At 57.1% G+C, this 13,453-nt stretch carries 14 protein-coding genes and 1 rRNA gene; 4 read left to right on the forward strand and 11 right to left on the reverse strand.

Annotation, left to right across the window (positions count from 1 at the left end):
- The 3 genes from C8D99_RS14570 to C8D99_RS14580 form a co-directional block, all read right to left on the reverse strand.
- Positions 1-94: ribosomal RNA gene (locus C8D99_RS14570) — 16S ribosomal RNA — on the reverse strand; the annotation flags it as partial.
- A 372-nt stretch (positions 95-466) separates the two neighbouring features.
- Entirely contained in the window at positions 467-1,906 is a 1,440-nt protein-coding gene (gene proS, locus C8D99_RS14575) for a proline--tRNA ligase (protein WP_133959236.1), read from the reverse strand.
- Between the two features lie 105 nt (positions 1,907-2,011).
- Positions 2,012-4,105 (reverse strand): patatin-like phospholipase family protein, encoded by a 2,094-nt coding sequence (locus C8D99_RS14580; protein ID WP_133959237.1) that lies wholly within the window; start codon positions 4,103-4,105, stop codon positions 2,012-2,014.
- Here C8D99_RS14580 and C8D99_RS15475 point away from each other — a divergent pair.
- Both C8D99_RS15475 and C8D99_RS14585 read left to right on the forward strand, forming a co-directional pair.
- Positions 4,104-4,310 (forward strand): hypothetical protein, encoded by a 207-nt coding sequence (locus C8D99_RS15475; RefSeq protein WP_208321211.1) that lies wholly within the window; start codon positions 4,104-4,106, stop codon positions 4,308-4,310. The genes C8D99_RS14580 and C8D99_RS15475 overlap by 2 nt on opposite strands.
- A 113-nt stretch (positions 4,311-4,423) precedes the next feature.
- Positions 4,424-5,623 (forward strand): dicarboxylate/amino acid:cation symporter, encoded by a 1,200-nt coding sequence (locus C8D99_RS14585; RefSeq protein WP_338024516.1) that lies wholly within the window; start codon positions 4,424-4,426, stop codon positions 5,621-5,623.
- A gap of 79 nt (positions 5,624-5,702) precedes the next feature.
- Here the strand turns inward: C8D99_RS14585 and C8D99_RS14590 are convergent, their stop codons facing one another.
- From C8D99_RS14590 to C8D99_RS14600, 3 genes are read right to left on the reverse strand one after another with little or no spacing between them, the layout of a single operon-like run.
- Entirely contained in the window at positions 5,703-6,194 is a 492-nt protein-coding gene (locus tag C8D99_RS14590) for a chemotaxis protein CheX (protein WP_243833965.1), read from the reverse strand.
- Positions 6,195-6,207: 13 nt separating this feature from the next.
- Entirely contained in the window at positions 6,208-6,702 is a 495-nt protein-coding gene (locus C8D99_RS14595; RefSeq protein ID WP_133959239.1) for a RuvC family protein, read from the reverse strand.
- On the reverse strand, positions 6,657-7,538 hold the full coding sequence (locus tag C8D99_RS14600; RefSeq protein ID WP_133959240.1) for a lysophospholipid acyltransferase family protein: 882 nt from the start codon (positions 7,536-7,538) through the stop codon (positions 6,657-6,659). The genes C8D99_RS14595 and C8D99_RS14600 overlap by 46 nt, the downstream gene beginning before the upstream one ends.
- A gap of 95 nt (positions 7,539-7,633) precedes the next feature.
- Between C8D99_RS14600 and C8D99_RS14605 the strand changes: the two genes are divergently transcribed.
- Positions 7,634-8,437 (forward strand): universal stress protein, encoded by an 804-nt coding sequence (locus C8D99_RS14605; RefSeq protein WP_166670228.1) that lies wholly within the window; start codon positions 7,634-7,636, stop codon positions 8,435-8,437.
- Here C8D99_RS14605 and sfsA read toward each other — a convergent pair.
- Together sfsA and C8D99_RS14615 are read right to left on the reverse strand one after the other, a co-directional pair.
- Positions 8,434-9,534 (reverse strand): DNA/RNA nuclease SfsA, encoded by a 1,101-nt coding sequence (gene sfsA, locus C8D99_RS14610; protein ID WP_133959242.1) that lies wholly within the window; start codon positions 9,532-9,534, stop codon positions 8,434-8,436. The two genes, C8D99_RS14605 and sfsA, sit on opposite strands and share 4 nt — an antisense overlap.
- A gap of 101 nt (positions 9,535-9,635) precedes the next feature.
- The gene (locus tag C8D99_RS14615) at positions 9,636-10,805 is read right to left on the reverse strand and encodes a pyridoxal phosphate-dependent aminotransferase (protein WP_133959243.1); all 1,170 of its coding nucleotides are present in this window, start codon (positions 10,803-10,805) and stop codon (positions 9,636-9,638) included.
- A 269-nt stretch (positions 10,806-11,074) separates the two neighbouring features.
- On the opposite strand from C8D99_RS14615, the gene C8D99_RS14620 reads away from it, so the two are divergent.
- A complete protein-coding gene (locus C8D99_RS14620; protein WP_133959244.1) occupies positions 11,075-11,761 on the forward strand; it encodes a GntR family transcriptional regulator in 687 nt (228 codons plus the stop codon).
- Between the two features lie 6 nt (positions 11,762-11,767).
- Here the strand turns inward: C8D99_RS14620 and C8D99_RS14625 are convergent, their stop codons facing one another.
- From C8D99_RS14625 to C8D99_RS14635, 3 genes are all read right to left on the reverse strand, one after another.
- The gene (locus C8D99_RS14625) at positions 11,768-12,331 is read right to left on the reverse strand and encodes a Fe-S-containing hydro-lyase (protein ID WP_166670229.1); all 564 of its coding nucleotides are present in this window, start codon (positions 12,329-12,331) and stop codon (positions 11,768-11,770) included.
- Between the two features lie 11 nt (positions 12,332-12,342).
- On the reverse strand, positions 12,343-13,179 hold the full coding sequence (locus tag C8D99_RS14630) for a fumarate hydratase (protein WP_338024519.1): 837 nt from the start codon (positions 13,177-13,179) through the stop codon (positions 12,343-12,345).
- A gap of 79 nt (positions 13,180-13,258) precedes the next feature.
- Positions 13,259-13,453, reverse strand: a 195-nt coding sequence (locus C8D99_RS14635; protein WP_133959246.1) for a sodium ion-translocating decarboxylase subunit beta, incomplete at its 5' end; no start/stop codon positions are given.

A 13,453-nucleotide genomic window follows, 5' to 3' on the forward strand; every position in this document is an offset into this window, starting at 1 on the left:
CACTTCAGCAAGCTTCCATGTCATACCGTTCAACTTGCATGTGTTAAGCACGCCGCCAGCGTTCGTCCTGAGCCAGGATCAAACTCTCAAATAATGAGCTCAAGATTCGCTCTTTTACCTCTTTCCTTCTCCTATAAAACTGTCAAGGTTCGGTTGCGTTCGTTCCCGCCTGCCTTCGGGCTTTTCCGGGCCGGTCCGGCGGCGCCGTTTCAACGACGCGAGGGGTATAATACCATTTTTCGGAGAGAAGTCAACTCGTTTTGCACAGCACCCGTAAAAAAGAAAATTGAAGCGCGGATTGTTGCATTCACTGCATTATAGCCCTACACCAGGCCAACGGGAGGCAGAAAAAAACAGATGTCAATCGAATTTCTGAATAGACAGACATGCATTTGAGCCCCTTTTTCAGGAAATCCGCACAAAAAAAAAGGACTGCACTTGAGAGCGCAGCCCCTCCGTTTCTTGATTAATAAGCTTTCGCGAAAATTACCTTCCGGGCTCCCGGTTTTCCCGTGAAGAAGCACGTCCCCTCCCCGGGGCTGTCTATGGGCATGCACCTCGCCGTGGCTCCGGTTTCTTCTTTTATCTTCTTTTCATCGTCCTTTGAACCGGCAAACCATGTTTCCACGAACCCGCCCTTCTCTTCCAGCACTTTCTTCATTTCATCATATGTGGTGACCACAGCGGTGTTTTTCCTGCGGAAGGCGAGCGCCCTGTTGAAGAGGCCGGACTGGATGTCCTCAAGGAGAGCGGGCACCCTGGAGGCCAGGTTCTCAAGGGGGATGTCCATCTTTTCGCCGGAGTCCCTTCGGACTACCCTGGCCGTCCCGGCTGCAAGATCCTTCTCTCCAAGTTCCACCCGGAGGGGCACTCCTCTCTGGAGGTGCTGGAAGAACCGGTCTCCCGGCCTGAGATAGAACTGTTTGTCCACCATAGTACAGCGGCCTCCAAGACTCCTGTCAAGTTCCGAGGAAAGCTCCATCGCCCTTGGAAGGAGAGTGGAGGCGATCTTTTCCTCATTGGTGCTTATGGGGAGGATGGCCGCCTTCACGGGAGCAACCCTGGGAGGAAGGACCAGGCCGTCGTCGTCGGAGTGGGTCATGATGATCGCGCCGATGAGACGGGTGGAAACCCCCCAGCTCGTGGTCCATGCATACTCGATATCACCGTTCTGATTCTGGAACTTGATGTCGAACGCCCTGGCGAAATTCTGGCCAAGGAAATGGCTTGTCCCGGCCTGAAGGGCTTTTCCGTCGCTCATCATGGTTTCACAGGCATAGGTGTTGTCGGCCCCCGGGAAGCGCTCCCCCTCGGTCTTTTCTCCTTCCACCACAGGGAGGGCGAGAATGTCCCTCATTATCCTTGCGTAGACCCCGAGCATCTTCAGGGTTTCCTCCATGGCCTCCTCCCTTGTGCTGTGGGCTGTATGCCCTTCCTGCCAGAGAAATTCGGAGGTTCTGAGGAACAGCCTGGGACGCTTCTCCCATCGCATGACGTTTGCCCACTGGTTTATGAGAATGGGAAGGTCCCTCCAGGACTGTATCCATTTGCTGTACATGTGTCCGATGACCGTCTCCGACGTGGGGCGGACTACCAGTGGCTCCTCGAGTTTCTCTCCTCCTGCGTGGGTGACCACGGCGCACTCGGGGGCAAATCCCTCCACGTGCTCCGCTTCCTTTTCGAGGAAGGAGTTGGGAATGAGGAGGGGGAAATAGGCGTTCACATGGCCGGTCTCTTTAAAAGCCTCGTCGAAATGATGCTGAATGGACTCCCACAGGGAATATCCCGTAGGGCGGATGACCATGCAGCCCCGCACAGGGGCGTAGTCGGCGAGTTCCGCCGCCTTGATAATGTCGAGATACCACTGGGAGTAGTCATCAGCTCTTGGTGTTATGTTCCGTGCCATTTAGGTTCCTCCTGTATATGTTCCGTCAGTTTCGCACGGCTCGTTATGAAAGCCGGCGGTAAACTATTCTAGTCCCTGAAGGCCTTTCCGCGCAACCCGGGGTACTTACGGCAGGGGATAATGCCCCCAGACAGGGCTTCCGATGAAGAAACCGACCTTGAAGTCCTTTTCGTCGTTGTAGAGAAACATGAGCTTGCCGTCGAAAAGGAAGCCGGGGACAGAGAAGGAGATACCCGCTTCCCATACGTCCCGGTACCGGTTGCCGGTATCGTCGTAGACAAAACCCATTCCGCCGAAAATTTCGGTGTTGAGGGCACCCCACCAGCTCCTCATGAGAATCCGCCTGAAGGCAGCGTTCCACCAGAACATCCGCTCTCCCTGGATGGGGTTTCCGGAATAGCTGTAGAGTTCTTCAGCGGCTCCGAGGTAGACTGCCCTGTTCCCTCCGGCAGCGGTTTCGTCACCCTCGGCAAAACCGGCCCTGAGATAGAAGCGCCAGTTGTCGGAAAGGCGGGCAGCCTGGAAGTAGGTTACCCGGTAGAGCACCTCTTCCATGTCAGGCCACCAGGCCTGGAGGTGGAAGAGAGACCCGGATGTGGGGTCGGTGGGATCATTGAGAGTATTCGATGTCAGGAACAGGGTGGGCCCCGAGGCGTCGTAATCAATCCCGCCTGTGTGAACCCGTTCGAAGGCGTAGCCGAGGCCGGCCTGGAAGGAGCCGGTGGAGAATCTCCGCGTGAGCCCGGCGGCATACCTGTCCCAGGACCTGGTTCCCTTGTTGGTCTCCAGTTCCCAGTTCTGGGCGGAGATGGTGACCTCCCAGCTTTTATTCTTCTCGGGGGTGGTCAGGTAGCTGGCGTCGACGCCCCATTGCTCTCCGACCTTGGCGTTAAACCGGAGAGAGTCGCCGTCGGAAAAAAGATCCCTTCGGACGCCGTGAATGTACAACCAGCGGTGAGGGTGAAGGTTTGTGGTGTAGCCGCCGAAGTTGATCTCCAGCTCGGGGTTGCGCTGCACGACAAATATGACGTCCAGATTCTCCCCGGCCTCCTCAAACCTGTAGTCCACGGCAAGAACGTCTTCCTGGCCGGCAATTTCCCTGCTCGCCCTCACCATGTTGATGTTGCTGAGGGGCTTTCCGATCCAGGATCTGTAGCGTTTCTGTATTCTCTGCTCCAGGTCGGGGGTCGCTCCTTCAACCCTTATGGAAGCGACGCTGGCGGCGATACAGAGAGCTTCCCTCTGGGCCACGGGGGGCGCGTTGTCGGCAAGATTCCTGATGGCGGCCATGCGGTCCATGGTGGCCTGCCGGCCTCCCTCGATGATGCGGGAGGCATGGGTAAGGTCGAAGATTGGGACGCCGGCCACAGGGGGCGAGATAACCAGGTCGGCCTTCATGATCTCGTTTTCCACGTTCCTGCGGGTAAAAATGGTGAGGGACTGGTCGATGACGTCCACGAGGGAGCGGATGTCCTTCCTGTTCTTGAGGGTTCCGGAGACGTCCACGGCTATAACCGGGTAGCCCGGAAAAAGTTCTTTTGCTGTTTCCACGGGAAGATTGGAGACGAGGCCTCCGTCCACCAGGAGTTTTCCGCCCAGGGGCCAGGGATCAAAGAGGGCCGGGATGGCCATGGAAGCCCGCATGGCGGAGGCGAGGCTGCCTGTCCTGAGCACGACTTTTTCTCCGGTTTCGAGGTCTGTGGCCACCGCCGCGAAGGGAATGGAAAGTTCATCGAACCGGACAATCTGGCTTCGCGACGCAAGCTGGGCGAACCGTTCAAGGAGCTTGACCCCTGACATTCCCCCAAGAGGGCCGACCACGTCGCCGGAAGAATTGATCGCCACCCAGGGCACTTTGCTCCTCGGGGTGACGCTGTCCTGGCTCAGCGGAACGAAAATGGGATTGGTCTTTTCGGAAAGCAGGTTCGTGAGGTCAAGGCTGGCAATGACTTCGCGCAGTTCCGCCGAGCTATAGCCGCTGGCCGCCAGACCGCCGATGATGGATCCCATGCTTGTGCCGACGATGCCCGCAATGGGTATGCCTTCTTCCTCCAGAATCTCGAGAACGCCGATATGGGCCAGGCCTCTTGTCCCTCCGCCGGAAAGGGCGAGGACAACGCCTCCCCTCGCATGGGCAGCCCCTGCGGTAAAGATAAGGAATAGGCTGAGAATCAATGTTGCAGCTCGTTTTGCGGTCATGGCAATCCCTCCCGGGGATGTACAGAAAAAGGTGTACACTCCTGCTAAGGATATCCTAACAGAATTCGTTTCTCTTCACCACTTTTTCCCCTTTCTTTTTATTATCCCCCGGAAGAGGAAAAATTTGAACGGAAGGAAGGAAGGAAGGAAGGAAGGAAGGAAGGAGGAAAGACCACCGGAGGTATGGCAAAGGAAAGAGAAATAGAGTATGCTGTATCTGAAAATTACAGCCTCTTGTTTCACAAAGGAGGGATGAGAAGAAGACATTATTTTCCGATAATCGTTTTTTCAATCCATTTCTTGAAGGAGGCGGTAGTGGTGTCAGGCAAGAAAGTTCCTCTGATTTGGCAGATAGGAATCGGATTCGTCCTCGGTATTGCAGCCGGGATTCTCTTCGGCGACAAAGTGAAGTACGTTGAGCCCATCGGGCAGGTGTTTCTTGCACTTCTGAAGATGCTCATCGTTCCCCTTGTGTTTTCCAGCCTTGTGGTCGGGGCCGCATCCATCGGCGATCCCCGTGACCTGGGAAGAATCGGCATCAAGACCATTGTCCTCTATCTTGTGACCACTGCGGTGGCCATAGTTATCGGCCTTGTTCTCGGAAACCTGATCCAGCCCGGCGTGGGACTCACCCTTTCCCAGGGCGCCACAGCCTTTAAGGCCCCTGAAGCGCCGAACATCATGAAAGTCATCCTGGATCTTTTCCCCTCCAACCCCATCAAGGCCGCCGCTGACGGCGTTATGCTCCAGATCATCGTCTTCGCCCTCTTCCTCGGGATTTCCGCCGTGCTCGCGGGAGAAAAGGGCAAGCCGGTCATCTCTTTCTTCGACTCACTGGCGGAGGCCATGTACAAGCTGACCGGCATTGTCATGAAGACAGCCCCCTACGGCGTGTTTGCCCTCATCGCGGTAACCGTGTCCAAGTACGGCCTTTCCGTGCTCGCCCCCTTCGCGAAAGTCATCGGGGCAGTCTACCTCGGATGTGCTCTCCACGCATTGCTGGTCTATTCCGGCCTGATCATGGTGTTTGCGAAGAAATCTCCCATGTGGTTCTTCAAGGGCGTCCGTGAACCGGCCCTTACTGCCTTCGTTACCCGATCAAGTTCGGCGACCCTCCCCATCACCATGAGGACTGCCCAGGAAAACCTCGGCGTCTCCGAAAAAGTGTCCTCCTTCGTCCTTCCACTCGGCGCCACAATCAACATGGACGGAACAGCACTCTACCAGGGCATCTGTGCCCTGTTCGTCGCCCAGGCCTATGGTCTGCCCCTGACCATGGGAGCCCAGATGAGCATCGTGCTCACGGCAACTCTCGCTTCAATAGGTACGGCGGGAGTTCCGGGAGCGGGGCTCATCATGCTGACCCTCGTGCTTACGGCCGTCGGGCTGCCCCTTGAGGGTGCCGCCCTTGTGGCGGGAATCGACGCAGTCCTCGACATGGCCAGGACGTGCATCAACGTTGTGGGCGACTCGTGCGTCACCGCAGTCGTAGCCTCCACCGAAGGAGAAAAGCTGTAATTTCAGAAAATCTTACGCGGAAGGGAAACGAAAACGGGCGCCCGGAAATTCCGGGCGCCCGTTTTCGTTTGTCACAAGACTACACGTGGAAGGAGAGAACAAGGAAAAGGGTTCCTCCGGCCGGAAGACGGAAGGGAAGCGTGAAACTCCTCACTCCAGGAGACTGGCTCGGGATAGTTTTTATGCCCGCACCGGAAATCAGCTGGGGAGGGGTAACCTCCGTTCCTTCCAGGGCAGCCTGCACGAGGGCTCTGCCGCTGACCATGTTCGCCAGTTCCCCGATAACGCTCATGGAGACCGCGTCATCGGTGTCGGGGGTGATCATTCCTCCCGACATGGCCGATACGGTCGCGTTGAAGCCGTCCCTGTCGAGCATTATGACCGCCGTTCCCTGAACTCCACCGCCGACGACGCCAACAAGGGCCGCGACGCAGCTTCCGCTCACATTGACACCCTGGGCTATTTCAGACTTCACGAGAGAGACTTCGACTCCCATCTCTTTGCTGACAGTCATCAGAGAAGACCCGAATGTGTTTACCAGTACCGCCAGCTTCTCCGTTCCCATTCTCATTCACCCTTCCTGTTCATCGAGCGCTCTGCGATTCGATAAATTTCAGGACGATCGCCAGGGCGGCGAAATCGTCCACGTCCCTCGGAGGAACACGCATGCCCTCGGGAAGCAGTTTCCTGATACCCCGGGGAGGATGGTGTTTCCAGTACAGCTTCCTCGCCAGCAGCGTGGTTCCTTTCTCAGGTACTAACTTTACTCCAATAGACACGGATTTTGCAAGCGATAGAAGCAATTCTTTTCCCGTGCCGTTTCCAACAAGGCATTCGTGAACGGAAAACCATTCCGGAAAAGATCCTGTTTTTTCCAGAGCAAAAGAGGCAATCTCCCGGCCTTTTCCCGAGACCACCGCCCGGAAAAATTCCGCGGCCCGGTCAGCGGAAAAGATCCCGGAGGCGACCAGTTTCCCCTCTTCGGAGGCGAAAACCCATCCGCACTTGTCCCTTCCCGGGTCGATGGCAAGGATCACCGGATTTCGCTCTCCGTGGAGGCCCACCGGGGGTAGAGCCACATCCACTGCTCCGGGTACTCCCTGATGAACCGGCTGATGGCGTCGTTACAGAGGGTCACTGCAGATTCCATGCTTTCGTCCTCGTCGGGGTATCCTTTCTCCCACGGGGAGGGAAGAATATGAAAGTCGTGCACCATGGACGTGCCCCTGCGGACCATAAATGCAGGCAAAATCGTACTCCCCAGCTTTCTGGCGATTTTCGCCGGGCCGTAGGGAGTACTTGCGGGAAGCCCCAGGAAAGGAACCACCACTCCCTTGTCCCTGACGTCCTGGTCCATGAGGATGGCCAGAGCTTCTCCTCTCTGAAGACACCGTATGGCGGCCTTGAGATCGAAGCCTTTGCCGACGGAGGTAACACCGCATTCGGCTCTCTTCTGTATGATGAGGTTCGTAATCCTTTCATCACGCTGGTCTGTGCCGATGGCGTTCATGGGGTATCCCCTTTCAGCGACGGCGGCCGCTCCGATCTCCCAGTTTCCCAGATGAGCGGAGAGAAAGAGGACCCCTTTTCCCCTTGCCAGGGCCTCACGGAGGTGCTCTTCACCGTGAAACTCCACCAGGTCCCGGAGGTCGCCCCTGACCTTGTCCATGGAGAGGAATTCAGCTACTGACCGTCCAAGGTTCATATAGGACCCGCGTACGATTCTCCTGGCCTCCGTCACCCCGACCTGCAGCGCTCTTACGCAGCGTCGTTCCGCTTCGTCCACTTTTTTTTTGCTCGCCGCCCAGAGGAGGACGCCGAGACCGGCGCCAAGTGAGATCGACCACGAATAGGGCAGTCCCCTGATCACGTTCCGGATCCCGCCGGCGATTTTCCACGAAGTGTCCTTATTCATGGCAAACACCGTATCTTTTGAATTTTCTCCGCACTGAAAAGACTCCTTTACGATATACTTGTCCGGAAGACCAGAATACCATGGGAGGGATGATCATGCTCACACGGATTCTTTTTCTCGCCGATGTTTCCCCCTTCTCCGAGCGGGCGCTGGCCTGGGCGTCGGAGAAGCTGAAGGGACAGCAGACGGATTTTCTTCTGCTTCACGTGGTCGATCCTGCCGCAGGGATGGAGGCTCCCCATGTGGTCCGGGAAGCGGAGGGATACCTCGAAGAAATGGCCTCCCGGGTACTCCCCCCGGAATCCTACTATAAAACCCTCGTCCTGTCCGGCGACATCCTGGAGACTCTGCCGGAAACTGTCCGCTCCGAAGGGTGCACCTTTGCCCTTCTTGCACTGCCCGAAGGGGTGGACGGGCTCCCCCTGATACGGTCCATTCCCGTCCCCCAGCTTGTTCTTCGGGAATCGGAAGGCCTGTTCCCCGATACCGGGGTTTTCGGGAAGCTTGCCCTGGCTCTGGATCTGGAGCCCAACAGGACCAGCCTGATGCTGGACAGCCTCAGGGCCATGCTTTCAGCCACGGGAGCGTCTCCTGAGATCGTCCTCGTCCACGGAGTGTCCCCCCTGTCGGCTGAAGAAGCTCCTGCTATGCTGAACGCCGCGGAAGAAGCCCTGGAGGAAATCCGGGATGAAATTGCCTCGTGGGGACTTGAGGTCTCAACAAGCCTTCTTGCAGGAGATCCCGCCACCGATCTTCCGGGCCGTATCGAGGAGATTGCACCTTCCTCTCTCGCCGTCGGGCTTCCTGCAGCCGGCGAGCTCGGGCGGCTCGTCCTCGGATCGGTCGCGGAAGGACTGCTCGAGAGTACCCGGTGCCCCCTGGTGGTCTTTCCTCTCTAGGGAAGCTCCGACAGAAGGAGATCCGTCCTGCGGTGCAGGAGCATCTCCACGAAACCGGGATTTGCCATGGGAGGCTCAGAAAAGGCAAAAAATCGTACCCCGTCCTTCACGACCTCGCCTGATGCACATGAGGCGAGACTGTCGTTAATGTTCTTTGAGCCGGGAAGGCTTGAACGTATGGGGATAACCTTTACGCTCCCTCCGCTTTCCGGGGGAAAGGGAAAGTCTTTTCCGTTCCGTCGGAGAGCCTTCCCGGAAAAGGACGAGAGGTTCTCGGCGGGGAAAGCGGCCGCCCAGAATCCTTTTTCCCGGGCATCCACAATGACGAGGCAGTCGCCCCTGTCACCGCCGTGCCGCTCGTAGACACCCCAGGGCACCCGCAGAAGCTTCGGCTCCCCGGTGAGTTCAAGTGCGGCGTTCCATTCCACGGCCAAGGGAAAAAGTCGAAGCCTGTCCTTTGCCCTGAACAGGCTTTCGGCAAACTTGGGATCGGTGTGAAAATCCGGCAGAAAACACGACGGGCGGGAAGACTGCACCAGGAAAAGGACTGCCGCTCCGTATCCTTCTCCTGCCAGTTTCCCGAGTTCCTCCACGTGCCTCCGGCCGCGGTCTGAAGGCGCGTCGGGAAACATGGCCAGTTCATGGCCGAAAAGAGTACAGGATTTCACCTCCAGAAGGAGAAGCCGCCCTTCTTTTTCCAGCAGAAAGTCGAAACGTGAACGGCCGAAAGAGGCCTCCCTTTTTCTCACCGCCCAGCCTTCCAGCCCGGGCACCCTGCCGGTTCTGATGAGCCATTCGGCAGCGTCATTGGTGATGTGGGTATGGAGCAGGACGACAGTTTCTCCCCTTCGGGCGGCAATGGCCGTGAATGCGGTCTTACGTGTCTCGTTCCCCCCGTCTTCGGAAAGGATAAGCTCGGTCCCCGGGAGAAGGATTTCCCACAGCCTTCCCGGATTGGGAAGAAATGCTCTCACCGGGCGGCCTTCAAGTTCGCAGCGGACGAGAAAGCGGTTGGGCCTGTCGATGAACCGGGCGCGGCGGAGCTTTTCCGGGTTCGCTGCACGAAACCCTGAAACGTTCTTTTCGATTTTCTTCATCCCCTTTTCTTTTCCCGGCCAACTGTACCAAAAAAAAGATCCGCGGGAAAGAAGGCTCTCCTCCCCGCGGACGTTCTCTGACACTCCAGCTTCCGAATTATTTAAAGGGAAGCGAGGGCTTTTTCGATTCTGTCCATACTCTTTTCCAGGTTCTCCATGGAAACGGCGTAGGAAAGTCTCACATACCCCTCGCCGTGGCTTCCGAAAGCCGTTCCGGGCACGACCGCGACATGGGCTTCCCGGATGAGATGTTTCGTGAATTCTTCTGCATTCATACCCGTTTCCCTAATGTTCACGAAGACATAGAAAGCGCCCCCGGGAACACGGCAGGAGACTTTATTCATTCCGCCGATTCTCCGGCAGACGTAGTCTCTGCGCTTCCGGAATTCTTCCACCATATCGGCCACCGGCTCCTGGGGCCCTTCGAGGGCTGCGACCGCTCCCCACTGGGCCTGTACTGAAGTATGGGTTACCACATACATGTGCATTCTGTTCATCACAGAGATAAGTTCGGCGGGAGCGGCGATGTAGCCGATACGCCAGCCGGTCATGGCATAGGCCTTGGCGAAGCCGTTGAGCACGATGGTCCTCTCTCTCATTCCGGGGAATGCGGCAATGCTGTAATGCTTCTTTCCATCGTATATGATTTTTTCGTAAATCTCGTCGGAGATCACAAGGAGGTTGTGCTTTACGGCGAATTCCGCGACCTTTGCGAGGGTCTCCTTCTCCTGGACCGCTCCCACCGGGTTGGACGGATCGAGTACAACCATCATCTTCGTCTTCGGGGTAACCAGCTTTTCAAGGTCTTCCACGTCGATCTGGAAATCATTTTCTTCCCGGAGAGGGTATCCCTTCGGAACAGCTCCGTTCATCGTGGGAACATGGAAGTAGCTCACCCAGGAAGGATCCGGAACAAGCACCTCATCTCCGGGGTCCAGAAAACTGCTCAGGGAGACGTAAACACCTTCCGAAACGCCCACGGTGCAGATGATTTCCTCGGGGTCGTAATCGAGACCGTCATCCACCTTCAGTTTCCGGCATACAGCTTCACGGAGCTGGATGATTCCCTTGTTGGATGTGTAATGAGTAGCCCCGTTCCGGGTGGCGGCGGCCATTGCCTCCGTTATGTGGGACGGGGTGTCGAAATCGGGCTCCCCGATGCCGAGGGTGATGATATCCACTCCCTCAGCCTTGAGCTTGTCCACCTCGGCGAATATTTTGCGGATGGGGGAAAAGGGCACTGCTTCCATTTTTTTGGACTGGGCAAACATCCGGAAATCCTCCTTGACTGGACCTGAGAGATGGGCTTCCTGCCGGAAGAACCGCTTCAAAAAATAATGTGAGGAATGACGGAAACGGTAACGCCGGGCAGGAAAGCCACTAAAAATCTATCATGCAGACTGCCTTATGTCAATTATATTATCAGAAATGAATGGCCTTGTTTCATTTACGGAGAAAGAAAATGGACGAGGTAATGGAAAATTCCGCCTGAAATGGTAAAATACTGAGTCGTGGCATTCCGGGAGAGGAGTTGGATTCTTTGGCAAGTCGAATTTTTCATTCTTTAGGCGATCAGGTTTTCGAAACGATCAAGGAACTTATCATCAACAATACGTACCGTCCGGGCATCGTTCTCCAGATTGACAAGCTCGCGGGAGAGTTCGGCGTCAGCACCACTCCCGTTAGGGAGGCTCTCCTCAGGCTTGAGGGAATCGGTCTCGTGGACATTGAAAGAAACAAAGGGGCCGTGGTGACCCAGGTCAGCGAAAAACGGTCACGGTACGTATGGGAATTCCGCCGGATTCTCGAGGCAAAAGTGGCCCGCGATGCCGCCGTCGGATGTACCGACGAGGAAATAAACGCGATGGAGGCCAAGCTGAACAAGGTCCTCGAACACCCTGACGACTTCTCCGTGTACCAGGATTCCGACGTCGCCCTTCACGCCCTTCTGTCGAGCCATACCGAAAATCCGCTGATCCTGGAATCTCTGGCCAATCTCAGTGTTCATGCCAGAAGAATCCGGTACTTCGCGGAAAACGGCCCCTTCCGCGAGGAAGTCATCGAACAGGTGACCAGGGAGCATAACGAAATCATCGCCGCCCTCAGGGAACACAATCCCGATAAAGTGGAGGCCATCGTAACACGCCACCTCATCAACGCGGAGGAACGGACAAAAAAAGCCCTCTCCGAAATTTCCGGAGGGGCAGGCAGAACCGACGGGAAATAGTTTTTCTTATTTCCCGCTTTTTCCGAATTTCGCCGGACCTTCCCGGTACATGCTGCTGCCGAGACTGTCTATGAGAACGACCAGCGGCATGTCCCGGATCTCCAGCTCCCTCAGGGCTTCAGGCCCGAGATCTTCGTAATCGAGTACCCTGGAAGAAACTATTGTCCGTGCAAGCAGGGCCGCGATACCTCCGGTTGCCCCGAGGTAGACGGCCCCGTTTTTTTTCATGCTCGCCACGACATCCTCCGCCCGTTCTCCCTTGCCGATCATGCCCTTCACTCCAAGCTCCAGAAGCATCGGCGTGTAAGGGTCCATGCGGTAGCTCGTGGTGGGACCTATGGAGCCCATGGGCTCTCCGGGACGGGCCGGCGAGGGCCCGGCGTAGAAAATGACCGCTCCGGCAAGATCGACTTTCAGCTTCTCACCCCGGGCAAGAGCGTCGGACATCCGCTTGTGGGCCGCATCCCGGGCAGTGTAGATTACTCCGGAAAGGAGGATCTCATCTCCCGCCCTGAGGTTCGAGGCTTCCTTTTCCAGGAAAGGCGCACTGAGCCTTCTGCATTCTTCCACCCTGTCCCCTCCTAAATTTCCGCGCTGCAGTGCCTGTTGGCATGGCAACAGAGGTTAACCGCCACTGGCATGCAGGCTATGTGGGTCGGCGCCCACTCGATATTCACCCCGAGGGCGGTGACGGTGCCGCCGTATCCTGCCGCTCCGATGCCCAGTTCATTGATCTTTCGCAGCAGCTCGGCCTCGAGGGCCGCATATTTCGGATGACTGCCCGAGCTTCCCGCCGGCCTGAGAAGGGCCCGCTTCGCGAGTTCCGCAACCCCTTCAAAATCACTTCCCACACCTATTCCCACCACTATGGGCGGGCAGGGATTCGGGCCGGCTTTCCGCACCGTGTCCAGCACAAACCGCTCGAGTCCCTCCGGGCCTGCGGCAGGAGAGAGCATGGCCAGGGCGCTCATGTTTTCGCTTCCGGCGCCTTTGGGTGCGGCGGTTATTGTGACTCTGTCTCCATGGACCACCCGGACGTGGATGATGGCCGGCGTATTGTCACCGGTGTTCTTCCTCTCGAAGAGGGGTTCCCCAACAATGGATTTTCTGAGGTACCCTTTGTCATAGGCCCTTCTTACCCCTTCATTCACCGCATCCTCAAGATTTCCTCCCGTCACGGCCGCTTCCTGCCCCATATCGATAAAGACAACAGCCATGCCGCAGTCCTGGCATAGAGGAAACCTGCCCTCCGAAGCCACGAGGCGGTTTTCAAGTATCGTCCGGAGAACCGACCGCGCCACAGGATTCTGCTCTTCCTGCTCTCCCGTTTCAAGAACCGATACCATATCGGGAGGAAGATGATAATTTGCCTCGATGAACAGCCGTTCCACCGTTTCCGTTATTTTTGACACAGGCACTTCTCTCAATCGGATGCCTCCTTGCCTTTTCCGGAATCAAAAAACGGGGGCCCCTTTCGAGACCCCCGCCATGCTCTTTTCAGCTCAGCAGTGTGAGCATGACGCCGGCGGCCACGGCGGTGCCGATGACGCCCGCCACGTTGGGGCCCATGGCGTGCATGAGCAGGAAGTTCCCGGGGCTCTCCTTCTGGGCCACCCGCTGCACTACGCGAGCCGCCATGGGCACCGCGGACACTCCCGCCGCACCTATCATGGGGTTGATCTTCCCGCCGCT

The sequence above is a fragment of the Aminivibrio pyruvatiphilus genome (assembly GCF_004366815.1).
Taxonomy (GTDB): domain Bacteria; phylum Synergistota; class Synergistia; order Synergistales; family Aminobacteriaceae; genus Aminivibrio; species Aminivibrio pyruvatiphilus.

Coding starts and splice junctions, on each gene's coding strand:
- C8D99_RS14590 (WP_243833965.1), bottom strand. CDS start 6,194: ATGAGAATGGGAACGGAGAAGCTGGCGGTACTGGTAAACACATTCGGG.
- C8D99_RS14605 (WP_166670228.1), top strand. CDS start 7,634: ATGCTCACACGGATTCTTTTTCTCGCCGATGTTTCCCCCTTCTCCGAG.
- C8D99_RS14600 (WP_133959240.1), bottom strand. CDS start 7,538: ATGAATAAGGACACTTCGTGGAAAATCGCCGGCGGGATCCGGAACGTG.
- C8D99_RS14580 (WP_133959237.1), bottom strand. CDS start 4,105: ATGACCGCAAAACGAGCTGCAACATTGATTCTCAGCCTATTCCTTATC.
- C8D99_RS15475 (WP_208321211.1), top strand. CDS start 4,104: ATGGCAATCCCTCCCGGGGATGTACAGAAAAAGGTGTACACTCCTGCT.
- proS (WP_133959236.1), bottom strand. CDS start 1,906: ATGGCACGGAACATAACACCAAGAGCTGATGACTACTCCCAGTGGTAT.
- C8D99_RS14615 (WP_133959243.1), bottom strand. CDS start 10,805: ATGTTTGCCCAGTCCAAAAAAATGGAAGCAGTGCCCTTTTCCCCCATC.
- sfsA (WP_133959242.1), bottom strand. CDS start 9,534: ATGAAGAAAATCGAAAAGAACGTTTCAGGGTTTCGTGCAGCGAACCCG.